Origin of the sequence: Antrihabitans auranticaus (assembly GCF_016481275.1) — a bacterium.
Taxonomy (GTDB): Bacteria; Actinomycetota; Actinomycetes; order Mycobacteriales; family Mycobacteriaceae; genus Antrihabitans.
The window spans coordinates 30,188-56,896 of the sequence record NZ_JAEMNW010000005.1; the positions used below are offsets into that span (position 1 = coordinate 30,188).

22 protein-coding genes are annotated in these 26,709 nt (G+C 64.9%); 8 read left to right on the forward strand and 14 right to left on the reverse strand.

Translation table 11 applies throughout. The features are described from left to right. The first annotated feature begins 38 nt into the window (after positions 1-38). Positions 39-1,310 (forward strand): 3-phosphoshikimate 1-carboxyvinyltransferase, encoded by a 1,272-nt coding sequence (gene aroA, locus JGU72_RS21645; protein ID WP_307828550.1) that lies wholly within the window; start codon positions 39-41, stop codon positions 1,308-1,310. Then, entirely contained in the window at positions 1,300-2,295 is a 996-nt protein-coding gene (gene rsgA / locus JGU72_RS21650; protein ID WP_307828551.1) for a ribosome small subunit-dependent GTPase A, read from the forward strand. The genes aroA and rsgA overlap by 11 nt, the downstream gene beginning before the upstream one ends. 15 nt (positions 2,296-2,310) lie before the next feature. Here the strand turns inward: rsgA and JGU72_RS31310 are convergent, their stop codons facing one another. The 6 genes from JGU72_RS31310 to JGU72_RS21680 all read right to left on the reverse strand — a co-directional run bounded on the left by JGU72_RS31310 (position 2,311) and on the right by JGU72_RS21680 (position 10,327). Further along, complete coding sequence (locus JGU72_RS31310; RefSeq protein WP_199686167.1) at positions 2,311-4,230, reverse strand: FUSC family protein; 1,920 nt, start codon at positions 4,228-4,230, stop codon at positions 2,311-2,313. A gap of 158 nt (positions 4,231-4,388) precedes the next feature. After that, entirely contained in the window at positions 4,389-5,606 is a 1,218-nt protein-coding gene (locus JGU72_RS21660) for a fatty acid desaturase family protein (protein ID WP_199686168.1), read from the reverse strand. 59 nt (positions 5,607-5,665) lie between these two features. After that, positions 5,666-7,093 (reverse strand): fatty acid desaturase family protein, encoded by a 1,428-nt coding sequence (locus JGU72_RS21665; RefSeq protein ID WP_199686169.1) that lies wholly within the window; start codon positions 7,091-7,093, stop codon positions 5,666-5,668. Positions 7,094-7,178: 85 nt separating this feature from the next. Next, positions 7,179-8,327, reverse strand: coding sequence for a ferredoxin reductase (locus JGU72_RS21670; RefSeq protein ID WP_199686170.1), 1,149 nt, complete (start codon positions 8,325-8,327; stop codon positions 7,179-7,181). Between the two features lie 80 nt (positions 8,328-8,407). Further along, positions 8,408-8,914 (reverse strand): DUF6912 family protein, encoded by a 507-nt coding sequence (locus JGU72_RS21675; RefSeq protein ID WP_463315445.1) that lies wholly within the window; start codon positions 8,912-8,914, stop codon positions 8,408-8,410. 9 nt (positions 8,915-8,923) lie between these two features. Then, a complete protein-coding gene (locus JGU72_RS21680; RefSeq protein ID WP_199686171.1) occupies positions 8,924-10,327 on the reverse strand; it encodes a WS/DGAT/MGAT family O-acyltransferase in 1,404 nt (467 codons plus the stop codon). A 188-nt stretch (positions 10,328-10,515) separates the two neighbouring features. On the opposite strand from JGU72_RS21680, the gene JGU72_RS21685 reads away from it, so the two are divergent. Then, a complete protein-coding gene (locus tag JGU72_RS21685; protein ID WP_199686172.1) occupies positions 10,516-11,004 on the forward strand; it encodes an Rv3235 family protein in 489 nt (162 codons plus the stop codon). Between the two features lie 50 nt (positions 11,005-11,054). Here JGU72_RS21685 and secA read toward each other — a convergent pair whose 3' ends face one another. From secA to JGU72_RS21720, 7 genes are all read right to left on the reverse strand, one after another. Further along, positions 11,055-13,907 (reverse strand): preprotein translocase subunit SecA, encoded by a 2,853-nt coding sequence (gene secA / locus JGU72_RS21690; protein WP_199686173.1) that lies wholly within the window; start codon positions 13,905-13,907, stop codon positions 11,055-11,057. Between the two features lie 215 nt (positions 13,908-14,122). Then, the gene (gene hpf / locus JGU72_RS21695; protein WP_199686174.1) at positions 14,123-14,800 is read right to left on the reverse strand and encodes a ribosome hibernation-promoting factor, HPF/YfiA family; all 678 of its coding nucleotides are present in this window, start codon (positions 14,798-14,800) and stop codon (positions 14,123-14,125) included. 192 nt (positions 14,801-14,992) lie between these two features. Beyond that, the gene (locus JGU72_RS21700) at positions 14,993-15,646 is read right to left on the reverse strand and encodes a ComF family protein (RefSeq protein WP_199686175.1); all 654 of its coding nucleotides are present in this window, start codon (positions 15,644-15,646) and stop codon (positions 14,993-14,995) included. A 55-nt stretch (positions 15,647-15,701) separates the two neighbouring features. Beyond that, positions 15,702-17,519 carry an MtrAB system accessory lipoprotein LpqB gene (gene lpqB / locus JGU72_RS21705; RefSeq protein WP_199686176.1) on the reverse strand — a complete coding sequence of 606 codons (1,818 nt, stop codon included), beginning with the start codon at positions 17,517-17,519 and terminating at the stop codon, positions 15,702-15,704. Positions 17,520-17,563: 44 nt separating this feature from the next. After that, positions 17,564-19,330 (reverse strand): MtrAB system histidine kinase MtrB, encoded by a 1,767-nt coding sequence (gene mtrB / locus JGU72_RS21710; RefSeq protein ID WP_199686177.1) that lies wholly within the window; start codon positions 19,328-19,330, stop codon positions 17,564-17,566. Next, entirely contained in the window at positions 19,327-20,004 is a 678-nt protein-coding gene (gene mtrA / locus JGU72_RS21715) for an MtrAB system response regulator MtrA (RefSeq protein ID WP_199686178.1), read from the reverse strand. Before mtrA ends, mtrB begins: the two co-directional genes overlap by 4 nt. Before the next feature lie 4 nt (positions 20,005-20,008). Further along, positions 20,009-20,668 carry a dTMP kinase gene (locus tag JGU72_RS21720; protein WP_199686391.1) on the reverse strand — a complete coding sequence of 220 codons (660 nt, stop codon included), beginning with the start codon at positions 20,666-20,668 and terminating at the stop codon, positions 20,009-20,011. Between the two features lie 98 nt (positions 20,669-20,766). On the opposite strand from JGU72_RS21720, the gene JGU72_RS21725 reads away from it, so the two are divergent. The 5 genes from JGU72_RS21725 to JGU72_RS21745 all read left to right on the forward strand — a co-directional run bounded on the left by JGU72_RS21725 (position 20,767) and on the right by JGU72_RS21745 (position 25,171). Continuing rightward, complete coding sequence (locus tag JGU72_RS21725; RefSeq protein WP_199686179.1) at positions 20,767-21,450, forward strand: flagellar basal body-associated FliL family protein; 684 nt, start codon at positions 20,767-20,769, stop codon at positions 21,448-21,450. 110 nt (positions 21,451-21,560) lie between these two features. Further along, positions 21,561-22,037 (forward strand): Rv0361 family membrane protein, encoded by a 477-nt coding sequence (locus JGU72_RS21730; RefSeq protein WP_199686180.1) that lies wholly within the window; start codon positions 21,561-21,563, stop codon positions 22,035-22,037. A 79-nt stretch (positions 22,038-22,116) separates the two neighbouring features. Further along, positions 22,117-22,800: an Rv0361 family membrane protein gene (locus JGU72_RS21735; protein ID WP_199686181.1), complete on the forward strand. Its 684-nt coding sequence runs from the start codon at positions 22,117-22,119 to the stop codon at positions 22,798-22,800. A gap of 64 nt (positions 22,801-22,864) precedes the next feature. Continuing rightward, complete coding sequence (locus JGU72_RS21740) at positions 22,865-23,446, forward strand: Rv0361 family membrane protein (protein WP_199686182.1); 582 nt, start codon at positions 22,865-22,867, stop codon at positions 23,444-23,446. 96 nt (positions 23,447-23,542) lie between these two features. Continuing rightward, positions 23,543-25,171: a serine/threonine-protein kinase gene (locus JGU72_RS21745; RefSeq protein WP_307828552.1), complete on the forward strand. Its 1,629-nt coding sequence runs from the start codon at positions 23,543-23,545 to the stop codon at positions 25,169-25,171. A 51-nt stretch (positions 25,172-25,222) separates the two neighbouring features. On the opposite strand, the gene ahcY is transcribed toward JGU72_RS21745, so the two are convergent. Then, positions 25,223-26,701, reverse strand: coding sequence for an adenosylhomocysteinase (gene ahcY / locus JGU72_RS21750; protein WP_199686183.1), 1,479 nt, complete (start codon positions 26,699-26,701; stop codon positions 25,223-25,225). Between the last annotated feature and the right edge of the window lie 8 nt (positions 26,702-26,709).

Genomic DNA, 26,709 nt, shown 5'->3' on the forward strand with positions numbered 1-26,709 from the left:
CGACACCGCACGGGCCGGCTTTGCGCGAAGATGTAGCCGTGAGTTATTGGAGCGCGCCCCGTGCGGCTGGCCCTGTCCGTGCTTCGGTGACGCTGCCCGGCTCCAAGTCGATAACCAATCGCGCCTTCGTGCTTGCCGCACTCGCCGCCGGCCCGTCGACCATCACCGGCGCACTGCGCAGTCGCGACACCAACCTGATGATCGAGGCGCTGCGCACCCTCGGCGCGGGAATCGAAGGCGACGGCCCCACCCTCCGGGTCACGCCGGCGCCGTTGGTCGGCGGTGCCGTCGATTGCGGACTTGCCGGAACTGTCATGCGCTTCTTGCCGCCGGTAGCCGCACTGGCGACCGGTGCGGTCGAGTTCGACGGTGACGCGCAGGCCCGGGTGCGTCCGCTCGGCACGATCCTCGACGGCCTACGCGCACTCGGCGCCGACATCGACGGCAACGGCTTGCCCTTCACGGTGCGCGGCAGCGGCTCGTTGCGCGGCGGAGACGTCACGATCGATGCCTCCGGCTCCTCGCAGTTCGTTTCGGGTCTGTTGCTGTCGGCCGCGCGGTTCGACGAGGGCGTGACCGTCCACCACAGCGGGAAGTCGGTGCCGTCCATGCCGCACATCGAGATGACGCTCGAGATGTTGCGCACCGCGGGCGTCGGTGTCGAAGCGCCTTCCGACAACGGCCTCGCCGACACCTGGCGTGTGCTGCCCGGTCCGATCGCCGCCGTCGACTGGGACATCGAACCCGACCTCTCGAACGCGACCGCATTTCTTGCCGCCGCGGCGGTGACGGAAGGCGAAGTCTCCGTGCCGCATTGGCCCGCGTCGACCACGCAACCCGGCGATGCGATCCGCGAGATCCTGCGGGACATGGGCGTGGAAGTCGCACTCGCCGAATCGGTCCTGACAGTTCGCGGACCGAAACGCTTGCAGGGCATAGACATCGACCTGCACGACGTCGGCGAACTCACCCCGACCGTGGCTGCGCTGGCCGCCCTCGCCGAGTCACCGTCGTGGCTGCGCGGCATCGCACACCTGCGTGGTCATGAAACAGACCGTCTCGCAGCACTTTCCAACGAGATCAACGCGCTCGGTGGCCGGGTCGTCGAAACCGACGACGGCCTGGAGATCACGCCGGCGGCGCTGCGCGGTGGTCGCTGGCATTCCTATGCCGACCACCGAATGGCAACGGCCGGTGCGATTCTCGGACTGCGTATCGACGGTATCGACATCGAAGACATCGGCACGACGGCCAAGACACTACCCAATTTCGTCGACATGTGGGAGCGCATGCTTACCGGTGACTCCTAGACGCCGCGAGTACGACGAATCCGATGTCCGGGTCCGACCGGGCAGGGCTTCGCGACCCCGAACCAAAACCCGTCCGACCCATGACGATGCCGAATCCGCGATGGTCGTCGCCGTCGACCGCGGGCGTTGGGGCTGCGTGCTCGGCGGGGACCCCGAGCGTCCTGTCGTCACGATGCGCGCCAGGGAACTCGGCCGCACACCGATCGTGGTCGGCGACAACGTCGGAATCGTCGGTGACACGTCGGGTAAGCCGGACACGCTGGCACGCATCGTGCGTGTGGAAGAGCGGACGACCGTCCTGCGCAGAACCGCCGACGACACGGACCCGTTCGAACGAATCGTCGTCGCCAACGCCTCGCAATTACTCATCGTGGTTGCCCTCGCCGATCCCCCGCCGCGCTCCGGATTCGTCGAACGCGCGCTGATCGCCGCGTACGCCGGTGGGCTGGAACCGATTCTGTGTCTGACGAAAAGCGATCTGAACACCGAAACGGCATTCGCGAGTTCGTTCGCCGACCTCGATCTGCGAGTCGTGCTCGGCGGCAGTTCCGAACCCGTCGAGGAGATCGAGGAACTCCTCGCCACCGAGGTCACTGCGCTCATAGGGCATTCGGGCGTCGGCAAATCGACATTGGTAAACCGGTTGGTGCCGGACGCGTTTCGTGCGGTCGGTGTTGTTTCGGGGGTCGGCAAAGGCCGGCACACCTCGACCCAGTCAGTTGCGCTGCCGCTACCCAGCGGCGGGTGGGTCGTGGACACTCCCGGTATCAGATCCTTTGGCCTGGCCCATATTTCGCCACCCGACGTTATCGCGGCATTCGCCGACCTCGCGGCCGCCGCCGAAGACTGCCCGCGCGGTTGTACCCATCTCGGACCACCGGCCGACCCGGAATGCGTGCTAGACGACCTTGAAGGAAAGTCCGCGCGGCGGGTGGGTGCGGTCAGGCTGTTGCTCGAAGCCGTGCGCTCCAACGAAACCTGGTGATCAGGCCGTCGGGTGTCAGCTCCCGGGTTTGGACCAGACGAGCGAGTCCCGCAGTTGTAGCACCTCGGCGGTGAGAAATTCCGGAACGGCTCCACCCGCCTGCGGCGCGGACTTCGTGACCGCGGCACGGGCAAGATCGGCCAGCACCGCGTCGAGTTCGTCCGCTTGCGCGGAATCCAGCGGCGGCGGCGCGCCCGAGCTCTCGACCGACCAGCAGGCGACGAGCATGCGGTACGCCAGCCGTTCGGTCGCGACGACGACCGGCCACAACTGTTCTGCTGTTCGGCGCTGATTCGATGCCCCGGCGATGCTCGCGTCGACGATCGGAAGCAAGGACACGGCGCGCGAGTGCAGGTCGCGCCGCGCGGTCCGCGCGTCAGGGGCTGTCACGTCGCCGCGCGCGAGACGGTGCCCAACCGCTCCGACCGACTCGAGTGTCAGGGCGAGCGCATCGGGAAGGCGGCGCGTGTCCATCAACCTGGCGGTGACAGCGAACACGGCCAAGGCTGTGGCGCATCCGATCGCAGTGTCGAGTGCGCGCGCGAGCAGCACGTCCGAGACATCGAATCCACGCTGGCCCGCGTACGCCATGGTCAGCGCGATAGCCGTCACAAAGACAACGGAGAGGGTGTAATTGCGGATCGTCAGCAGGCGCAGCAGGAACTTGAGGACAGCAACGATCAGCGCAAGCCACAGACCCTGCGGATAGCTGAGCAGTATCGCACCGGCAACCAGCAGGCCTGCCAACGTGCCGACGACTCGCTGGAGACTTTTCTGGATGGTCTGCAGCCAATTCAGATCGCCGTGCAGTATCAGCGTCGCGGCTGCAATCGCCCAGTATACGTGGTCCACACCCAGCGTTGCGGCGATCGTTCCAGCAATCAGCGACGCGACACCGACGCGCGCGCTGTGCGCAAGCACCCGGGAGCCGGGCTTGCACGCCGCGCGCAGCGCCGCCCAGGTGCGCGGCCTGCCGACCGGCGTGGACTCCCACTCGGAAACAGGTGCCGGATAGGCGGATGGGGTGTGCGCGAAACCAGCCAGTTCACGAGCCCGATCTGCGACTCCGGCCGACGGTGTTGCACCGCCCGCCGCGAGGCCCATGGTGTCGGCGAATATCAGATGAAGCTCTCGATTGATCGCCCGGAGGCGACTTACCGTCGCATCCGGCTTCGCTCTCGCCGGCTGCTGGGTCCGCAGTACCGACCACGCGCCGTAGAGCGCTTGCGCGGCCCGATGCTGCGCGGTCTCCTCGCTCGCACTGCCGACCGATGCCACGAACGCGGCGACCGCTTCACCAGCGTCGGCCACCGCGTTCTTCTCCGGGCCGCGCGGTGCGAAGAGTGCTCCCGACATCTGCAGCGACCACGCGGCGGCGCCGCCGGCAAGCGCGAGCAAGCCCACCCGAATCGGGCTCACATGCGCATCCGCGAGACCCGTGCCCGATGCGCAGACCAGCACGATCAGGTAGACGCCGGGCGCTTCCACAGTCAGTGCGGTACAGAGAAACGTGCCGATGGCTGCAATTGCCGATACCACCACAACAGTCGTCCACAGTGTGGGCGACGCCCATATGCCGAGGGCCACGACTGCGGCGATGGCAAAGGCTATACACGCAAGGTGGACCGCGCGGTTGCGGTATGGGCGGCCCTCGCCGTACGACGCCGTGAAAACGCCCAGGGTCGCGAACAGGCCTGCCTGCATATCGCCGACGAGCCAACCGACGACGATGATGGTGCCCGTAAGCAGAGCGACACGCAACGCGTTCGGCCAGCGCCGCTTCGCCTTGCGCGACGAGAACGCAGCCCGAATCGGATTCGGGGTGCGGGCGGGAACCGGTGGAATCGGCCGTCTCGCCAGCACGGAGTCGGAGGGCGATCCCTCTGCCAGGGGTCCATCTGCCAGGGGTCCATCTGCCAGGGGTCCATCTGCCACGTATCCGTCTCCCACGCCGGCCACCGAAGACACTTGCGTTGCGCAACTCGAACGCTAGCGGTCAGCACGCCGGAAATCTGGCGGAACCAGGAATGTCGGAACAGCAAAAGCCGCGCACCCCAGCGGGAGTGCGCGGCCTCGAGCTATGCCGGTAGCGGCTAGAACGGCAGGGCGCGCTTACCGGCGCGCAGCGCGCTCAGCAGACCCTGTCGCTTACCGGTCACCGGATCGATCTTCGGTGTCGGGTCGGCGAACTTCCGTTCGGAAGCAGTTTCGGGCGCATCGTCGGCCGTGCTGCGCAGGTACTTGTTGGGCAGTGCCAGCTTCAGGATCGTGCGCCACGACTTGAAGTACTGCACCGGCAGCGAACCCGTCGTGTACGGCAGGTCGTACTTCTCGGCAAGTTGCTTCACGCGCACCGAAATCTCACGCAGACGGTTGCTCGGCAGGTCCGGGAAGAGGTGATGCTCGATCTGGTAGCAGAGGTTTCCACTCATGAACTCGGTGATCGGACCGGCTTCGAAGTTCGCGCTACCGAGCATCTGGCGCAGGTACCACTCACCCTGCGTCTCGCCGTCGATGTCTTCCTTCGTGAACTTCTCCGCACCGTCGGGGAAGTGTCCGCAGAAGATCACAGCGTTGGTCCACACGTTGCGGATGACGTTCGCCGTGAAGTTCGCGGTCAGTGTCGTGACGAACGCGGGTCCGGTGAGCAGCGGGAAGATCAGGTAATCCTTCGCGACCTGCTTGCCGACCTTCTCGAGGACTTCCGCGCGCTTGCGCTCGAACTCGTCGCGGTCGACGCGACCCATCGCAACTTTGCCCAATTCGAGGTGCTGAATCGCGACGCCGTACTCGAAGAAGACCTGCAGCAGGAGGTTGTACACGGGGTTGCCGAGATAGAACGGCTTCCAGCGCTGGTCGCGCGTGACCCGGAGCAGGCCGTAGCCGATGTCGTCGTCCATCCCGAGCACGTTCGTGTACTTGTGATGGAGGTAGTTGTGCGTCTGCTTCCAGTGCTTGGACGGGTCCGGGTTGTCCCACTCCCACGTGGTCGAGTGGATCTCCGGATCGTTCATCCAATCCCACTGGCCATGCATGACGTTGTGGCCGAGTTCCATGTTCTCGATGATCTTGGCCGCGCCGAGCATCCCGGTACCGAGCAGCCATGCGGGCGGGAACAGACTGGCGAACAGCACCGCTCGACCGCCGATTTCCAGGGTCCGGTGCAACCGGATCGCGTTGCGGATGTAGCGCGCATCGCGCTCGCCCCGGGACTCCTCGATGTCACGCCGAATAGCATCGAGCTCGATTCCTAGAGCTTCGACATCCGCCTCGGTGAGGTGGGCATATTCCTTGATGTGCGAGATCGCCATGCACCTACTTTAGCGTAGGTTACGGTCCCGTAGGTTACGCCAGCGTAGGTGTGAGTGAACTAACGGCGCTTACGCTCATGCTTCGCGCGTTGCTCCTGCAGCGCCGCCTGGCCCTGGGCCTTCTTCTCCAACAACGCTGCCTGACCTTGCACCTTCTTCTCGTGCAATGCCGCGCTGCCTTGCGCCTTCTTCTCCTTCAGCGCCGCCTTGGCCTCGGCCTTCTTCACCTTCAGAGCTAGCTTGGCCTCCGCCTTCTTCTCCTTCAGAGCCGCCTTCGCGTCGTTCATCGCCGAACGCAGACCACGCCGCTGCCCGGTGATCGGGTCGATCCGCAGCGCACTGACCGTCTCGGACAAGTGCGCGAACCGGTGCTCCGACGACGTCTCGGGAGCATCGTGCGCGGTCCGCTTGAGGAACCGGTCCGGCAGGGCGAGCTTGTGAATCGTGCGGAAAGCGAGCAGGTACTGCTTGCCCAGCGAACCGGTCGTGTACGGGAGGTCGTACTTGTCGCACAACGCCCGGACCCGCACCGAGATCTCGGCGTACCGGTTGCTCGGCAGGTCGGGGAACAGGTGGTGCTCGATCTGAAAACTGAGGTTGCCGCTCATGAACGCCATGACCGGACCGGAATTGAAGTTTGCGCTGCCGAGCATCTGCCGCAGGTACCACTCCGCGTGCGTCTCGTTCTCGAAGTGCTCGACGGTGAACTTCTCGGCGCCGTCAGGGAAGTGCCCGCAGAAGATCACCGCGTATGCCCAGAGGTTGCGAGCGAGGTTGGCCGTCAGGTTGGCGGTCATCGTGCTCTTCCACGCGGGACCGGTCAGCGCGGGGTAGATGACGAAGTCCTTGGACATCTGCCGAGCCACCTTCCCGAGGAAGGCTTTGTTCGGCGCGGAGAAGCGCTCCTTGGGATCTACGCCCATAAGCTCTCGCTGCTTGTCCAGATCGTGCAGGGCGATGCCCCACTCGAAGGTGGCCGCCAGAATGAGGTTGGCGATCGGTTGCGCCAAGTTGATCGGCTTCCACTCCTCGTCGCGCGTCATGCGCAGGATCCCGAAGCCGATGTCGTCGTCCATACCGACGATGTTCGTGTACATGTGATGGCTGTAGTTGTGGGCGCGGCGCCACTGCTCGGACGGACCGACCTGGTCCCACTCCCACGACGTGGAGTGGATCTCGGGATCGTTCATCCAGTCCCATTGACCGTGCTTGACGTTGTGCCCGAGCTCCATGTTCTCGATCATCTTCGAGATCGCGAGCAACGCGGTGCCGGCAAGCCAGGCCGGGCGGTACTTGCTGGCGAACAACGTCAGCCGACCGGCGATCTCGAGCGAACGCTGCAGCCGGATGGTGCGCCTGATGTACTGCGCATCCCGAACCCCCCGCGACTCCTCGACGTCGCGGCGAATGTTGTCCAGCTCGCGACCGAGGGCTTCGACGTCAGCCTCGGTCAGATGCGCGAACTGTTTGATGTCGGTGATTGCCACCGCGTCCTCCGATTGCCTTTTGCGTTTGGAACACGGTAGCCCGTGCGAGTGAATAACTGGGGTGTGGCGTCGCTGCCCGCCCGCGTCAGAGATCGAGCGTGCAGTCCCCAGCGGCTACTGAAATACAGGTCTGAATACGATCGCCCTCGCGCCGTTCCTCGCCCGACCGCAGGTCACGTACGTGGCCCTTGGTGAGCGGGACAACACAGGTTTGGCAAATTCCCATGCGGCAGCCGAACGGCATTTGCACACCGGCCGATTCACCCGCTTGCAGAAGAGTCGTTGCACCGTCGACGTCGACGGCCCGGTCAGAGCGTGCGAAACGAACCGTTCCGCCTTGTGCATCGGTGTCCGCCCGAGCGATCTCGAAGCGCTCCTGGTGCAGCCGAGCCGAGATGCCGGCGTCACGCCACACTCTTTCGATCTCGTCGAGCATCGCCAATGGGCCACACGCCCAAGTTTCCCGCTCACGCCAATCCGGGAAAAGCTCGTCGAGCGAAGTGAGCGAAAACTTCCCTTGTTTTCTCGTCAACTGCACGTGCGACACGAAGTTCTCGTGCTCGGAGCCGATCTGCTCGAGTTCCGCACCGAACATGACGTCCTCTTCGGTGGGCGCCGAATGCACATGAACGACGTCGGGTAGCTGCCCTCTGCTGGTCATCGTGCGGAGCATCGCGATCACCGGGGTGATACCGCTGCCTGCGGTGAGGAACAGGATCTTGCGCGGTGGCGGGTCGGGCAGCGCGAAATCACCCTTGGGCGCAGCGAGCCGGACGATCGTCCCCGACGGCACGCCGCCGACGATATGGCTCGACAGGAAACCTTCCGGCATGGCTTTGACGGCGATCGAGATAAGTTTGCGGTCGCGGCCGCGCAGCGCGCGGCTCGTTCCCTCGGTCGACGTGGGTGGCGAGGTCAGTGAGTAGGACCGCCAGTGCCACCGGCCACCGACCAGCAAGCCGATACCGATGTACTGCCCGGGCTTGTAGTTGAAATCGAAGCCCCAACCCGGCTTGATGACGATCGTCGCCGAATCCGTGGTTTCCTTGCGGACCTCGACAATTTGCCCGCGCAACTCGCGCGCAGACCACAGTGGGTTGGCCAGATGCAGGTAGTCGTCGGGCAGTAGCGGAGTCGTGATCCGCGCTACGGCACCGCGCAAAAGGTTGAGGCGGGGCATTCGCGGCGCCGCCACGTCGGCCGCCGGCGCCTCGAGCCAGTCCTTCAAACCCATAAAAACAGTCCTATCCGTTGCCTCAGCCTACGCCAAGCTCCGGCACAAGGTTACGGCATCGTAAGTTACTTCGCAGTAACCTAGAGTAGCTCCACCAGAAAGGACAGCTCCTGCGTCGCGTACCACGCAAGTTCGTGGTCTTCCGCGTCGCCGACCACGAACTCGGCATCGACGTCGCCGAGGTCTGCCTGATCGACGACTCCGATCGCCTTCTCGATGACGGATTCCGCCTCGGCGAGATCGACATGAGCCGACGCCACCTGCGCGAACGTGATCGGACCCTGGACTCGCACGACCGAATCGTCGAGGTCGGGGCGCAATTTCACGTCATCGACGTCGGCCGCAACGACCGCCCGCCGGTGCACGACCCCAGCAGGATCGTCCTCGAGTTCGGCGGCCAGCAGTCGTAGCGATGCCCGTGCGGCCTCGGCCATCGCGACCTCGGCGAGTTCGTCGTCGTCGCCCGACGAATATGCCTCCCGCAGAGCCGGTGTGACCGCGAACGCAGTGCCGTTGATCGGCACGAATTCACGATCGGTGACCAGCGTGCGCAGCATCGCGATCGTTGCCGGTACGTAGATCCTCACGCGCCGCCCTCACGCACAGGCATTGAGCAAGCCCTCCATTGATTCGTAGAGCAGCGTCGTCATGAGATCGACGTCCGACATCGTCTCGCGGTCGGCATTGAGACCGTAGTAGACCTTGCCGTCGTACGACGTCAGGCCGATGCTCAGCGCCTGGTTCTTCAGCAGCGGCGACACCGGATACATCTCGAGCATCCGCGCACCGGCGATGTACATCGGAATCTGTGGACCGGGGGCGTTCGTGATCAGGAGATTGAACATCCGCTGCCCGTAACGACTCGCCGCGCGCACGCTCATGGCGTGCAGACTCGCCGGCGCGAAGCCCGACAACCGCACGAGCGTGCGGGCAGTGACGCTGCGGGTGTTCCGTTTGTGCGCCTCGGTGGCATGGGAGATGTGCGAAAGCCGGATCACCTGATTCGGCTCGCCCACCGGCAGGTCGATGAGGAACGACGACAGTTCGCTGCCCGCGATGTTCGCCGTCGTAGCGCCCGCGTCGCCGACGTACACCGACATCGGCACATAGGCGCGGATCGAACTGTATGCGGCGATCGGCTCACCGCGGGTTTGCAACCACGTCCGCAACGCACCGGTCACGACGGCCAGTATCGCGTCGTTGATCGAGCAGCCGAACTGCTGACGAATGCGGCGGTAGTCCTCGAGGTCGGTCTTCGCGACGTCGAACAGCCGGTTACGCGAGATTGCGGCGTTGAGCGGGCTCGGCGGCGCCACACCGGGCGGCGAGTGCAGACCCGCTGCGAACTTGCCGATCGCCGCTACCGTGCCACCGACGCGCGCCCCGATATCCGACGCCGTCTGCCGGACCATCTCGATGCCGTCACCCGGCCGGGACACGATGTCGGCGACGGCCTGCAACGCGAGCGTCGCATCGTTGGGCTGATGCCCAGGCGTCCACAGGTCGTCGGCAATTTCACGCGGCGTCTCGTTCGAATCGAGAATGACGTGGCCGATCTCGAGCGACTCGTCGCCGTCCACCAGAGCTGAGTGCGACTTGGTGAAGATCGCGCACCGACCGCCCTCGAGACCCTCCACCAGATACATCTCCCACAGCGGCAGCGTCCGGTCCAGCTGACGCGAGGACAGGCGCGCGACGAGCTCGTAGAGCTGTTCGTCGGATCCTGGCGTAGGCAGGGCAGACCGACGAATGTGGTAGGTGATGTCGAAGTCTTTGTCGTCGACCCACACCGGACGGCCCAACCCGAGCGGCACCTCGCGGACCTTCTGCCGGTAGCGCGGAACCAGACACAGACGGCTGTTCACGATGTCGACAAGTTTGTCGTAAGTCAATGCGCCATGCGCATTTTCGACGATCGCAAGCGACCCGATATGCATTGGAGCGCTGCTCGTCTCGGATGCGTAGAACGCCGCGTCCAGTGGCGTCAGCCTAGTCGTCATTCGTGTGTGAACGCTCCCCTCGGTGCAGTGCGTGCCACCACCCTATGCTGCGGGCCTGCGAACCCGCGGGCGACCGCCCTGGTTACGCTGTGCGGTGTCGGCGGATACGTGCAATGCTGACGCCGGTCCACGCTCCGGGGGGAGCGCGGAACTCGCCTTACGGCGAAGAATCTTTCGTGGGGGAAGAAATGAATCGAGCAAGAGCGTTCCTGTCCCGGCCGCCACATTGCGAGCCACCGTTGCGCGGGCAACACACGCCGGCCGCGTCGCCCTGTCGGACCGTGATCCGGACGGTGCGGCGGTCGCCGCACGACGGGCGATCGGCGGCCACGATCGGACGCGCAACCGAACCGGATGCGGGCGCACATCGATTTGCCGAACGCGCATTGCGGCTCGTGCTGGAAGTCCTCGACCACCGCCGCACGCCGAACCAACTACGGGCGGTTCTCGATCAAGCGGTGATCGACACACTGCGGTCGGTATCGGCGACGCCGGTACCTTCGCGGAGCCTCGGCGCCGCATTGCTCGGGCCCGTCCGCATCCAGCGGATCAACGACTCGAATATCGAAGTGTTCGGTACCTACACCCGGGGTCCGCGGGTATTCGCGCTAGCGGGCCGGTTGTCGCCGGACGGACGCGGCGGCGGCTGGCGAGTCTCGTCGTTGCAAGTGGGGTGAAACCCTGTGCGCGGTTGACGAGTCCTGGACTCGTCCACCGCGCACGGAGGCTAGCGCCTTCTCTTCGATTTCGGCGGGCGACCGGTCGGCTTCGCCTGCTGCCGAGCCGCCTCTCGGCGCTCGCGGCGTGACAAACCTTCGTTGTCCTCGGTCTCGGCCGGTGCGGCACGCTTCACCGAACGCGAACCGTCTTCGGCCGGGCCCGAGTAGGTCAGGCCCTTCGGCTCCTCCTCGGACAGCCCCTTCGCCTTCAATGCGCTCGGCGCCGCCTTGGCACGCTCGGCAGCGGCCTCCTGCGTCGGCAGCGGCTTCGGCGCGGTCTTCGTCGCACCGACCGGCGAGCGCAAGCCCTGCCCGACTGCGACGGTTGGCGGGGGCGCGGGCTGTGCAACCTCGACCTGCAGGTTGAACAGGAAGCCGACCGACTCTTCCTTCAAACCGTCGAGCATCGCCGTGAACATGTCGAAGCCTTCGCGCTGATACTCGACCAGCGGATCGCGCTGCGCCATAGCGCGCAGACCGATGCCCTCTTTGAGGTAATCCATCTCGTAGAGATGCTCGCGCCATTTGCGGTCGAGCACCGACATCAACACCTGGCGTTCCAGGTTGCGCATACCGCCTTCGCCCGCGATCGCGTCGATTTCCTTCTCGCGCTTGCCATAAGCAGCGTGCGCGTCAGCCAGAATCGCCTCACGCAGTTCGTCACGTGTGAGGTCGCCGGCTTCGCCGACCTCCTGCTCGCCGGTCAGCTCCTTGTGGTCGAGGCTGATCGGGTACAGCGTCTTCAGCGCGGTCCACAGCTGTGCGAGATCCCAGTCCTCGACGTAGCCCTCTGCGGTCGCGCCGTCGACGTAGGCGGTCACCACGTCGGTGATCATGCCCTCGACCTGGCCTTCCATGTCCTGGCCCTCGAGGATCTGGCGCCGCTCTTCGTAGATGACCTTGCGCTGCTGGTTCATCACTTCGTCGTACTTCAGAACATTCTTGCGGATCTCGAAGTTCTGTTGCTCGACCTGCGTCTGCGCGCTCTTGATGGCCTTGGAGACCATCTTCGCCTCGATCGGAACATCGTCGGGCAGGTTGAGCCTCGTCATGATCGATTCGAGCGCGGCGCCGTTGAAGCGGCGCATGAGCTCGTCACCGAGCGACAGGTAGAAACGCGATTCGCCCGGGTCTCCCTGGCGGCCGGAACGACCGCGCAGCTGGTTGTCGATCCGGCGCGATTCGTGGCGCTCGGTGCCGAGCACATAGAGGCCACCGGCATCGCGGACCTTTTTCGCATCCTCGGCGACCTGCGATTTCACCTTCTCGAGCGTGTGATCCCAGGCTTCCTGGTACTCGTCGGCAGTCTCGACGGGGTCGAGGCCCTCCTTGCGCAGTGCGAGGTCGGCGAGGATGTCCGGGTTTCCGCCGAGCACGACGTCGGTACCACGACCCGCCATGTTCGTCGCGACCGTAACCGCACCGGCACGACCGGCCTCCGCGATGATCGTCGCTTCCTGCTCGTGGAACTTGGCGTTGAGCACGCTGTGCGCGATCCCGCGCTTGGTCAGCTGCTTCGACAGGTACTCCGACCGCTCGACGCTGGTCGTACCGATCAGGACCGGCTGACCCTTCTCGTTCTTCTCCTGAATATCGTCGACGACGGCCGCGAACTTCGCTTCCTCCGTCTTGTAGATCAAGTCGGACTGGTCCGCGCGGATCATCGGCTTGTTCGTCGGAATCGGGACCACGCCGAGCCCGTAGATCTGGTGCAGTTCGGCGGCTTCGGTCTGCGCCGTACCGGTCATGCCGGAGAGCTTCTCGTAGAGGCGGAAGTAGTTCTGCAGCGTGATCGTTGCCAGCGTCTGGTTCTCAGGCTTGATCTCGACCTTTTCCTTGGCCTCGATCGCCTGGTGCAGACCCTCGTTGTACCGGCGACCGACCAGGATGCGGCCGGTGAACTCGTCGACGATGATGACCTCGCCGTTGCGGACGATGTAGTCCTTGTCGCGCTGGTAGAGCTCTTTCACCTTGATCGAGTTGTTCAGGTAGCTGACCAGGGGCGAGTTCGCCGCCTCGTAGAGGTTGTCGATCCCGAGCTGATCCTCGACGAACTCGACGCCCTGCTCGTGCACACCGATGGTGCGCTTCTTGATGTCGACCTCGTAGTGCACGTCACGCTTGAGAAGCGGTGCGATACGGGCGAATTCGGCGTACCACTTGCTCGCCGAGTCGGCCGGCCCCGAAATGATCAGCGGCGTCCGCGCCTCGTCGATGAGGATCGAGTCGACCTCGTCGACGATGGCGAAGTTGTGGCCGCGCTGCACGAGATCTTCGAGCGAGTGCGTCATGTTGTCACGCAGGTAGTCGAAGCCGAACTCGTTGTTCGTGCCGTACGTGATGTCGGCAGCGTAGGCGGCGCGACGCTCGGCCGGCGTGAGTCCCGACAGGATCACGCCGACGTTCAGGCCGAGATAGCGGTGCACGCGGCCCATCCACTCGGAGTCGCGTTTGGCCAGGTAGTCGTTGACCGTCACGACGTGGACGCCGTCGCCGCCGATCGCGTTGAGGTAGGCGGGCAGCACGCAGGTGAGCGTCTTGCCCTCACCGGTCTTCATCTCCGCGATGTTTCCGATGTGCAGTGCGGCACCGCCCATCACCTGCACGTCGAAGTGCTTCTGCGACAGCACGCGCCAGGACGCTTCCCGCGCCACCGCGAACGCTTCGAGCAACAGCTCGTCGAGCGTCTCACCCTTCTCGTGGCGCTGGCGGAACTCCGCGGTCTTGCCGCGCAGTTGTTCGTCGGTGAGCTTCTCCATCTCGGGCCCGAGTGCCGTCACCTCGTTGGCAAGATGTGCAAGCCGCTTGACCGTGCGACCCTCACCAATACGTAGCAGCCTCGAAAGTGTCAGCGTCGGCACGGTTAGTTTCGTCCTCAATCGTCGTCCGGCAAGTTAGGGCTCCCGAGCGAACGGGAACATGGGGCATTCGCCCCGAGCGCATCCCATGGTATGCGCTCTGCGTGAGTACCGAGTAAGTGCTTCCGTCGTCGCGGGTCGTCACCGGTCGCCGAACGCAGTGAAAAGGACCAGCCCAAAGTCCGGGACTGGTCCTTTTCTAGTCAGCGTGACGTTGGCTACGCGAGGCGGATGAGCCCGTAGTCGAAGGCATGTCGCCGGTAGACGACAGATGGCCGATCACTGGCCGCGTCGTGGAAAAGGAAGAAGTCGTGTCCGACGAGTTCCATCTGGTAGAGCGCGTCGTCGACACTCATCGGTGCCGCCGAGTGGTTCTTCGTGCGGACGATACGACCGGGCCCTTCGTCGGGCGTCTCCGGTTCTTGGTTCTGCGATATTTCGGCGTTCTTTGCTACCTCGTTGATCTGCGCAAGTGATGCAGTTGCCTGCGCGACCGAGACCGGCGTCTTCTCTCCGTAGTGGACCTTCCTACGGTCCTTTGTCCGGCGAAGGCGGTTCTCGAGCTTGGCCGTCACTGATTCCAATGCGGCATAGAAACTGTCTGCGCACGCTTCAGCGCGTACGACGGGGCCTTTGCCCCGAGCTGTGATTTCGACCCTCTGGCAATTCTTGCGTTGTCGGCGATTGCGTTCGTGAAAGAGTTCGACGTCGAACAGGTAGATCGACGGATCGAATCGCTCGAGCCGAGACAGCTTCTCGGACACATAGATTCGGAAATGGTCGGGTACTTCGACGTTGCGGCCCTTGACCACGACGTCGGCATGCGAACTGCCTTCCGAGGTTGCCGAGTCGGTGATGTTTTCGTCGAAGATCGAGGATTGTGAAGCGGTCGTCACGCGTACCTCCCGAATACGGCTGCGCCGGTGAGCACAGCGAACTTGGATCGCGCCGAGTGGGGAACCGCTCGGCACCAGAGTCCGGGGCACCACCTCCCACCTGTGTCTTTCGGTGTGTTCGCGACGGTAGTCCGTCCTGGAGCGCTGTGCCAGTGTTCACGCAAATTTCGCTTTTTCGGCGCGCCGCCGACGTTATGCCGACGCCACAACGAGCGCGGCCGTCACTTTTACACCCGCCGTAGCCAGAACACCGACCGACTCGCGGGCGGTGGATCCCGTCGTCAACACATCGTCGACGAGAACGACGTCGGCGCCGAGCGGGATGGTGTGCGGGACCACGACATGAACTCGACCGACCAGATTCTGCTGTCGCTGCTGCACCGAGAGACCGACCGAATCCTTGACTCCACGGCCAGCGACGAGCACTCCGGCGACCCGGCATCGCGGCACGAACCGCGCCGCCTCGGTCACCGCCCGAAACACCGGATCACCACCGCGGACGCGTGCCGCGCGCGCTCGTGTGGGAGCCGGTACGAGAATCAGCGGTGCCAGCTCGGGCGGGTCCAACTCCCCCGCCGCCCGCAACCACCCCAGGGCTGCCGCGAGCGCCATTCCGAGCGGCTCCGCGAGATCGCGGCGGCCCCGTTCCTTGGCGGAGATCACCGCGCGGCGATGTGGCCCGGAATAGTTGCCGAGGGCCCAGCACGCCACGCCGACCGGACTACGCGGCGCGAGCCGCATCGGCTCCGCGGCCAGAGCCTCGCGACACTTGGCGCACCAGTTGGAACCGGCCGCGCCGCACCCACCGCACTCCAGCGGCAGGATCAGATCGAGGAGGCTCTGCATGCCGATCAGTGTCGGGGAAGGTACCGACAAAAACGCGTGGCCGAGTGGTTGCCGCTCAGCCAGGGAGGACCGGAATCGCCCTGATCCCCGAGAGGCCAGGCACTTCGCGCCAGTACCGGTCCGAGGGCGGGTCGTTGTTGTCGAGTTGGAAGACCGCCCGCGCGTCGGTCACGTATTCGGTCGTCGGCGAGGCTTCGACCGAGGTCACCGGGGTGCTGAGATTGCGAATCGGCAGCACGTCGAGCCGGGATCCATCGGTGTTCACGCGAATGACGGGCACATCCGCTGCCGACCGCGCCACGACCACCTCCGACCCACTTGCCCAATCGAGCGAGATTGCGTCGGGTTCGCCGAGGCCGAGCGCGACCTGACGCGGATTGGTCAGTACGTACGCGCCGTCCGGCTGCCGTACGACGACTGCGATGAAGACCTTGCCGTCCACGATCAACGCCGCGCGCACGCCATCGCGCGACAACCGCAACTCGGTGATCTTTCCCAGCGCGGTGATCGCAGAAGCATCGACTTCCTCGCGCGACACCTCGCCGGTCCTGGCTACGGCTCTGATCACGCGCGACTCGTCGATCACTGCCCACGCCGAACCGTCGTCGGGCGCCCAGGACGGGCGCGAGATCGTCGTCCCCACGTCGACCGCGAATGGTGAGGAACCGTCGTTGTAGGTGCCGACGATGAGATTCAGGGGCGGTTCGGGAGCAGGCCGGCCGGAATCGACCACCGCAGCGATGAAGTTTCCGTCCGTGGACAGACCGATGGAGCGCAGATTGCGCGCGACACCGAAGTAGCCCGGCGCCGGAGTGACCCCGTTGTCCTCGACTGCGACCAGGGAACCGTCGCGAAGAGCATGCAAGCCGATGTCGGCACCCGGGTCCGAAAGCGGGTTGAACTCGGCGACGTCCCCGGTGGTCCAGCCCTGCGGATACTTTTCGTCCAACGGTTTGTCATCGGCGAGCAGCACGTACGGCCCCGGGACTTCGGCACTCGCCAGTGTCCAGATAACCTGCGCCGCAAGCTGTTTGCGCTCCTGGTCGCTGAGTCCGGCCGAGATGCCCTGAAAATCCGCGCGCACGCCGCCCAACCCGACGCCCACCGACGTGCTTCGACCGTCGGCCTTCGTCAGCGGACTGCGTAGCGAGACTTCGGCACCGAGCCGATTCGTCACCGCGCCACGCAGCGCCGGTTTCGGACCACCCACGAGCAGATTGACCAGCTGCCCGGCGATCTGATCGGGTGCCGCGGAAATCCAGCGCAGGTCGGGAACGACCTTGTTACCGGTCGGATCGAGGAAATACAGCGCAACGTTCTTGTAGGCCTTCACGAACTGCGGCCGATCGAGCATGACGCCGTCGGGTATCTCGGCGATCCGCCATTCGCCGTTGACCTTCTCGAAGCGGACCTTCGCCTCGTACGCACCCTCCTGCGGCTCGTACATGCTGCCCGACGCCAGTTGCCCGACCCGCGTAGCGCGAACCGTGTAACTGGCTGTGTCTTCGGTACGCGAATCGATCAGGAGGTCGACCTTCTCGACGATCACCGTCGACGCCGCGTCGTCCCACGACCTTGCGCGGTCCTCGGTCAGATACTGGCGCGCGGTGGCGTGCCGGTTCGTGGGCACAGTGCTCGCCTCGAAGAAATTGCGCAGCAGGAGGTCGGGCTCCTGACCCGGCTGTGGCGGTGCCGCGGTGGACTCGACGGGTGCCTGTCCGATCGTGCCGATCGCCTCGGGTGTCGACGAATCCGGCAGGCTTGCGCACGCCGTCAGCAGAACTGCCAGCGCGGCTAGCGATGCGACGAGAATTCCCGCACGTGCGCGACCGCCGTCCCGGAAACCCCTGTGATGCCGCAGCCCTGTCTGCATTGAACGTGTAACTCCTCGCGATCGAATTCCGGCGGCGGCCATGCTCAACTGGAACCGCGTGGCGGCTCGCCCTTGGCCGGCCTGCCGGCTTGTTTACCGGACCCACCCGCCGAGTCCGCCGTCGACAGATCGGGAACAGCGATGAGGTGGGTCGGGTCCTGAGTGCTTGCCTCGTCGATCGGTCTGCCCTGGATCTGCTTGCGGGCCGTCGGCCGCAACGGCAGCGGACTGCCGGTGACTTTCGTTCCCCGCACGAGTGGCACGGTCAGCCGGAAACAGGAGCCCTGCCCGACCTCTCCCCAGGCCTCCAACTTGCCGTCGTGCAGGTGCGCGTCCTCGACGCTGATCGCAAGGCCGAGCCCGGTGCCGCCCGACCGTCGCACTCGCGAAGGGTCCGAACGCCAGAAGCGGTTGAAGACCAGTTTCTCTTCGCCCGGTCGCAGACCGATGCCCTGATCGCGAACGATGATCGCGGCCGCGTCCTCGTTCCCGCGCAGGCGGATGAGGACCGGCCTGCCCTCGCCGTGGTCGATCGCGTTGGCAAGCAGGTTCCGCAGAATTCGCTCGACACGACGCGGGTCGACCTCCGCGATGACAGGCGTCTCCGGCACGTCGATGACGAGCTCGGTGCCCGAATCGCGCGCGAGGTGACGCACGGTCGCGACCGCGGCGCGCACGCACATGCGCAGGTCGAGTTGTTCGCCTGCAAGGTCGGCAACGCCGGCGTCGTGCCGACTGATCTCGAGCAGGTCGTTGAGGAGCGCTTCGAAGCGGTCGAGCTCTGTGACGAGCAGTTCGGACGATCTGCGTAGCGCTGGATCGAGTTCGTCGCTGCCGTCGTGAATAAGGTCGGCGGCCATGCGGACCGTGGTCAGCGGCGTGCGTAGTTCGTGGCTGACGTCGGAGGTGAAGCGGCGCTGCAGATTGCCGAACTCTTCGAGCTGGGTGATCTGTTTCGACAGGCTTTCGGCCATCTCGTTGAACGACATCGCGAGCCGGGCCATGTCGTCCTCGCCGCGGACCGGCATGCGCTCTTTGAGCCTGCCGTCGGCGAAGCGCGCGGCGATCCGCGACGCGGACCGGATCGGCAGCACGACCTGGCGTGCAACCAGCATCGAGATCGCGGCCAGCAACACCAGCAAAACAGCGCCGCCGATCAGCATCGTGCCGCGCACGAGCGCGAGGCTGCGCTCCTCGCTTGCCAGCGGGAACACGAGGTAGATCTCGAGGGTGGAGATGTCGGACGCCGTCGGGCTGCCCACGATGAGTGCGGGACCGTGATAGCTGTCCGGATCCGAGACCGTCGCGAACTGATAGCTGATCTGGCCCTGCTGCACGAACCTGCGCAGCGCGTCAGGAATCTGGCTCGCCGGACCGCTGAACGTCGGCTCGCGAGAACCGTCACCGGGGACGATCAGAACCGAATCGAACGTGCCTGCTGCGCCTGCCGCCTGACTGGCGTCACCGTCGCGGTTCGTCAATGCGGCGCGCGCAGACTCCAGCCGCGACCGCAAGGTGCTGCCTTCGTCGGCACCCGCGAGCTGAGCCTGAACCGTATTGCGCGCGCGGTCCATCTCTTCGACGGCAGCACTGATCTTGGCTTCCAGCAGTCGGTCTGTGATCTGACTGGTGAGGACCACCCCGAGGATGGTGATAACGATCAAGGACAGCGTGAGAGTCGATACGACGACGCGCAATTGCAACGAGCGCCGCCATGCGTGGCCCAGTGAATTCGAAAGAGACTGGAACCACCGAAGCAGCGGAGCGAGTGTTCTGTCGATCCGCCGCCGAGTGCGGGGGAAATTGATCACGGTGGTCCGGCTTTGTAGCCGACCCCCCGCACAGTCAGTACGACCTCGGGAACTTCAGGATCCTTTTCGACCTTGGCGCGCAGCCGCTGGACGTGGACGTTCACAAGACGCGTGTCCGCAGCGTGGCGGTAGCCCCAGACCTGTTCGAGCAGCACCTCGCGAGTGAACACCTGGCGAGGCTTGCGCGCGAGCGCAACGAGCAGGTCGAATTCGAGCGGCGTCAGCGAAAGCAGCTGATCGCCACGGCTGACCTTGTGCGCCGGCACGTCGATCACGACGTCGGCAATGCTCAGCAGCTCGGCAGGCTCTTCCTCCGTGCGGCGCAGGCGAGCGCGCACACGAGCGACGAGCTCCTTCGGCTTGAAGGGCTTCATGATGTAGTCGTCGGCACCGGACTCCAGGCCGAGGACGACGTCGACGGTGTCCGTCTTGGCCGTCAACATGACGATCGGAACGCCGGAATCTGCACGCAGCACGCGGCATACGTCGATGCCGTTCATGCCCGGCAGCATCAGGTCCAGCAGCACGAGGTCCGGTCGAGTCTCGCGCACAGCAGTGAGGGCCTGGGTGCCGTCACCGACCACGAACGGCTCGAAGCCCTCACCGCGAAGGACGATGGTGAGCATCTCCGCGAGAGCCGTGTCGTCATCGACAACAAGAATCCTTGGTTTCATGTCTCTATGGTGTCACTTCCTGCTGGTCACTCCGCTGATTGACGAGTAGTGCGGCGAGTTGAACCGGATCGACCGCACTGTCGACGACCCGCCACGGTGAAACCCAGGACATTGCCGCGAGGCCCTCGTACACCTGCGCGGTCCGTCTTTGCAGGTTCTCGTCGCGCTCGTAGGAGTCCCGCTCCCGGCTCGAGTCCTCCTGTTCACGGGTCTTCGCGCGCTGCGCCGCGAGGTCGACAGGCACAGCCAGCAAGACCTGGACCTGCGGTTGCGGGATCGCGAACCGGTCGATTTCGAGCGCCCGCACCCACTCGACGACCTCGCCGTCGGCAGGCTGCGCCAGTCGCGCCGCACTATAGGCCGCGTTCGACGCAACGTATCGATCGAGGAGAACGACATCGTGCCGATTGATCAATCGCTGCAAGTCCCGCGCGGCGTCGTGGCGATCGAGCGCGAACATCGCCGCCATGGCGTACACACTCTGCGCGAGATCCCCGTGCGCACCGTGCAGCGCCTCGGCGGCCAGGTCGGCGTGGATGGATTCACCGTAACGCGGAAAACCCATGCGTACGACGTCGGCACCCTGGGCTTCCCACGCCCGAACCAGCGCCCGCGACAGCGTGTTCTTACCTGCGCCGTCGACGCCTTCGATCGTGATGAGCATCGCCACGTTCCGCATCGTATAGAGGTCCGTATGCGGCGGGTGCGGGAAGAGCCGATCGCGTACTCTCAGCCCAACAATTCGATGGAGTGGGAGTTTGCATGTCGTACCCGCCGAGTGGCCCGCCCGCAGGTCCCCCGAACGGCCCGCCCTACGGTCCGCCGCCGCAGTTCGGGGGTCCGCCACAGTACGGCGGTCCGCCGCAGGGTCCGGGACATCCGCAGCCTCCGCGCCGCAACAAGACACCGCTGATACTCGCGGCAGTGATCGGTGTCGTGTTGCTCGTGGGTGCGATCGTCGCCGGCGTCCTGATCAGTCGTAACGGCAGCGATGACGACAGTGCCAGTGGCGCCAAGTCGACGACCTCTGCGCAAGCGGGAACCCCGAGCAGCGAGGGCGACGAGAGCACCGGCCCGACCCGTTTGGAACGAACGCGAACCAGCACCGGCAGTCGGACGACCACGTCGGACCGATCGAGCACGAGCACCAGTCCGGGCACGCGAACGAGTTCGAGCGGCGACACCAGTGCCGACGAAGCCGAGATCACCGCGATCACCCGTGAAGTCGTCGAGTCGACGATCGCCGATGCAATCGACCTGTACTGCTCGTCCTACACCCCTGGGCCCGATGACGAAGACATCCTTTACCGATTCGTCGGAATCGACAACATCGTTATTTCGGGCGATGCAGCAGAAGCCGATGTGACCGTCGAAGACAACGGCGAGACGGTCGAAGGCACGCTCTCCTATGTAAAAGAAGGCGGCAGCTGGAAATACTGCCCGTAATTCCGATACGTGGGGCGCGTCACGGAATTGCCGGGCCGGTATTCGGCCGGCTTTTCTTGCGCGCCGGCGCTGAAAAGAATGCGCCGACCGATTCTTTTGGGGGTTGATTTATGACGTACCCGCCGAGTGGGCCGTACGGTCAGCAGCCCTATGGGCCGTCCTATGGGCAAGGCTTTCACCCCGCACCGCGTCGACGCCCAACGGCGCTGATCGTCGGCGCGGTCATCGGAGTCGTCCTGATTGTCGGCGCAATCATCACCGTCGTGCTCTCGACCGCCGGCGGCGACAGCGCGGGTGACGACAGCGCAGGTGACGACGAGGCACAGGTCGAGCAGGCCCTGCGCGGGCTCTTCGACGCCGATTCCGCGGACGAGGCCCTCAGCTATCTGTGCACCGAACTGCGCGAAGACATCGAGTCCGATTCGAGCAACGAAGAGTTCGACGCACCGGACCTCAAAAGCATCGACAACGTCGAAATCGACGGCGACACCGCGAGCGCTGACGTCATCGCCGAGAAAGACGGCGAGGAGCGAACCACCGCTCACGACCTGAAGAAGGAAGACGGGGAATGGCTCGTGTGCGGTTGATTCGCGCGTCTCGCGTTGACGCTAGGGTGCACTGAGTAATTCGAGCAGTCGTTTCCAGATACGAGCACGGGGGGTTTGTATGTCGTATCCACCTAACGGACCCGGCCCTGAGGGACAGTTCCCCGGCCAAGATCCATACCGGCCGACCGAGGGGCAACCGTACGGTCCGCAGTACGGCCCCCCGCCCGGCCAATACGGTCCGCCACCAGGACAATTCGGCCCTCCGCCGGGCCAGTACGGTCCGCCGCCGGGCCAGTACGGTCCGCCGCCGGGCCAGTACGGTCCGCCGCCGGGGCAGTACGGTCCGCAGTTCGGACCACTCCACCAGCAAAATCCCAACCCCTACCAGCAGGGCTTCTACCAACCACCGCAACGGTCCAATCGCACGCCGCTGATCATCGGCGCGGTTATCGCGGTCGTTGTCGTCGTCGGCGCGATCATCGCCGCAATTCTGCTGGTCGGCAACAGCAGTGGCGGCGACAGCGACGAGGCACAGATCGAGAACGTGCTCAACAAAGTCCTCACCGAACCGATCGGCGACAACCTCGACCTCCTGTGCGACGACCTACGCCCCGACATCGAGGATCGAGAGCAGACGCGCACGCGGGAACCCGACCCGGACGTCGAAATCATCAAGATCGAAAATATCAAGGTCACCGGCGACAGGGCGACGGCGAAGGTCACGGCCAAGGTCGCGGGCGAGGAGGACAGCGAAAACTTTTCCCTGCGAAGGGAAGACGGCGACTGGAAGTTCTGCGGCTAGCCATACCTGCTCGGCTGAGTACTGCAGGTAAAGTCGCGAGCAACATGTCAGGCAGGGGCGAGCGATGACGTACCCACCCAGCGGTTCGGGCCCGTACGGCGCACAGACGCCGGTTGCGCCGCCTCGTAAGAGTCGGACCGGAATTGTCGTCGCCACCGTCGTCGTTGTGCTGGTCGTGGCTGCGATCGGTGTAGCGCTCGTCTTCCTGCGCGGTGGTGACGACACGACCGGCAACGCGGTCGCCGCCTCGCAGTCCGCTACCGCTCGAGCCGCAGCCGGCGCGGCCGACTCGACGCCGACAAAACAAGCCGCCACCAGCGCTGCCAAACCCGGCGCAGAAAGCGCACCGAGCGACTCGGCCGTCGTCGAATCCGCGGTGCGAAACTTTGCCCAGACGCTGACGAACGACGGCTGGCCGAAAGCACTCGAATTGATGTGCGCGAGCAGTCGCGCGGACCGCGAAAAAGAACTCCGCGGACAGAATGCGGCGGATACGAAAGTAATTCTGCGAATTGTGCGGATCGACAAAGTCGATATCTCCGGGGATTCGGCTACGGTGCTGCTGCGAACCTCGAACGGAAGCACCGAAAGTGACGACATGGCCGAATTGCGCAAGGAAGGCGGCAGCTGGAAGGTCTGCAGCTGAGCCCTGTGCGGTTCCTGCCCGGTATGCTGCGATTCAGGAACTGTTCCAGGGCGGCTCGGGGCGCCTCGGCAGCACGCTCGACCCGGAGGTGAATGGGTGGCCCTCGAGCCAGGATCGACTTTTGCCGGATATGTGATCGAGCGCAGGCTCGGCGTCGGCGGTATGGGTGCGGTGTATCTGGCGAAGCATCCACGGCTTCCGCGCCGCGACGCACTGAAGGTCCTGGATGCGGGCCTCGGGGTGGACCGCGCCTTCCGGGCCCGATTCGAACGCGAAGCGGAACTGACGTCGCGGCTCGATCATCCGAACATCGTCACCATCCACGACCGCGGCCTCGAAGGCGACCGGTTGTGGATCTCGATGCGGTTCGTCGACGGTTTCGATGCGTCACAACTGATCAGCCAGAATCCGAACGGCATTCCGCTCCCCCGCGCATTGAACATCGTCGCCGAAGCCGCGAAGGGTCTCGACTACGCGCACCGCCACGGTTTGCTCCACCGCGACGTCAAACCGGCGAACCTCTTGATATCGACCGATGACGACGGCGATCACGTCTACGTCACCGACTTCGGTATCGCGCGCACTCTCGACGACAGCACCGCGCTCACGTCCACGGGTTCGTTCCTGGCGACGATCGCCTACGCCGCGCCGGAGCTCATCGAGGGCCGCACGATCGATCACCGCATCGACATCTACGCGCTCGGCTGCGCGTTTTTCGAAATGCTCACCGGCAGAGTGCCTTTCGAACGGCAGAGCACTGTCGCGGTGATGCACGCCCACCTCACGGCGGCGCCACCGATGGCCTCGCAGCGCAACCCCACGGTCCCTGCAGCCCTCGACGCGGTCATTGCGCACGCCATGGCGAAGGACCCTGCGGAACGGTTCTCTACCTGCCGCGAATTCGTCGCCACAGCGAAGAGCGTCCTCGAACAACGACGCAGCATGCCGGCGCCCACGGTAGTGCGGACCCAACACAACACGCCACCGCAACAGCACACGCCACCGCAACAGCACACCCCGCCGCCACGGCCCACCCCGCCGCCGCGATCCACACTGCAGAAACCCCGAGCGTCCACTGCGCCGCCGACGCAGCATATGCCGCCGCCCCAGCAGCAACACGGTGCACCCCAACATATTTCGGCACCACACGGCGCGTCCCAGCCGAATCCCGCCCGCTCGCCCTACGGCGACACCTACCGGCCACAGCAGTTCGTCGGCAGCGGTGCGAACGCGGGTCCACCGCCGAAGAAATCCGGGTTGGGCACGGGCGCGATCGTGGGAATCGTCATCGCGTTGGTGGTCGTCGTCGGAATCATCGCGACCGTCGTCGCACTGTCGGGCGGTAAGGGCGACTCGAAGTCGGGCGTCGTCACCACCACAGAGGAGACCGCGACCGACGCGGACCTGATCGAGGCGGCGATCTACACCACCTACTCGGCTATCGAAAACGAAGGTATGGAGGCCGCGATCCCGTTGTTCTGCTCGGAATCGCAGCCCTACCTTCAGGATTCGGTGGCAGCAGGAAACTTCGACGCATTCGTGGTGGGCCAGTACTCGCTCACCGTCGACGCCATCGAGGACATTCAGGTCGACGGCGACACGGCAACCGCGAACTCGACGACCACGCTGTCCGGACTCGGCAACGAACTCGACGGCACCGACACGAGTCAGGAAGACCTGACAAAAGAAGACGGCGAGTGGAAGCTCTGCTGGAAATTGGGCTGACGCCCTGTGCGCGGTCGAGGAGTCCCTGGACTCGCCAACCGCGCACGGGGGTCAGTACCTGTAGTGCTCGGGCTTGAACGGTCCGTCGACGTCTACGCCGATGTACTCCGCCTGCTCCTTGGTGAGCTTGGTGAGCGTGCCACCGAGCGCTTCGACGTGGATCTTCGCGACCTTTTCGTCGAGGTGCTTGGGGAGGCGGTAGACCTCGTTGTCGTACTCGTCGGGCTTGGTCCACAGCTCGATCTGCGCGATCACCTGGTTCGAGAAGCTGTTGCTCATCACGAACGACGGGTGACCGGTCGCGTTGCCGAGGTTGAGGAGTCGGCCTTCGGACAGCACGATGATCGTCTTGCCGTCGGCGAAGGTCCACTGGTCCACCTGCGGCTTGATGTTGAGGCGCGTCGTCTCCGGCGACCTCTCCAGATTGGCCATCTGGATCTCGTCGTCGAAGTGGCCGATGTTGCCGAGGATGGCCTGGTGCTTCATCGACTTCATGTGCTCGAAGGTGATGATGTCCTTGTTGCCGGTCGACGTGATCACGATGTCCGCGTTGCCGATTGCCTGCTCGACCGTCACGACGTCGTAGCCGTCCATCAGCGCCTGCAGTGCGTTGATCGGATCGACCTCGGTGACCTGGACGCGCGCACCCTGGCCTGCCAGCGACTCAGCACAGCCCTTACCGACGTCGCCGTAGCCGCAGATCAGCACCTTTTTGCCACCGATCAGGACGTCGGTGCCACGGTTGATGCCGTCGATCAGCGAGTGCCGGGTGCCGTACTTGTTGTCGAACTTGCTCTTGGTGACCGAATCGTTCACGTTGATCGCCGGGAAGCTCAGCTCACCGGACGCGGCGAACTGGTACAGGCGCAGCACACCGGTCGTGGTCTCTTCGGTGACGCCCTTGACGCTATCCGCGATCGTCGACCACTTGGTCTTGTCGGTTTCGAACCGTTCGCGCAGCAAGTTGAGGAAGACCTTGTACTCGGCGGAGTGGTCGTCGTCCTCGGGCGGCACGACACCGGCCTTTTCGAACTGCGCGCCGCGGAGCACGAGCATGGTGGCGTCGCCACCGTCGTCCAAGATCATGTTGGCGGGTTCACCGGGCCAGGTCAGCATCTGCTCGGCGGCCCACCAGTACTCCTCGAGCGTCTCGCCCTTCCAGGCGAAGACCGGGGTACCCGAAGGCGCATCCTCGGTGCCGTTCGGGCCGACGACGACCGCCGCGGCCGCATGGTCCTGGGTCGAGAAGATGTTGCACGACGCCCAGCGCACCTCGGCACCCAGCGAGACGAGCGTCTCGATCAGCACAGCAGTCTGAATGGTCATGTGCAGCGATCCGGATACGCGAGCGCCCTTGAGCGGCAACACATCTGCGTATTCGCGACGCAAAGCCATCAAACCGGGCATCTCGTGCTCGGCGAGCCGAATCTCCTTGCGGCCGAACTCGGCAAGCGAGAGATCGGCAACTTTGTAGTCGATCCCGTTGCGATTGTCGGCTTCCAGCGTTCGTGCGTCCACTGAGGTCGTCATCTGCCTCT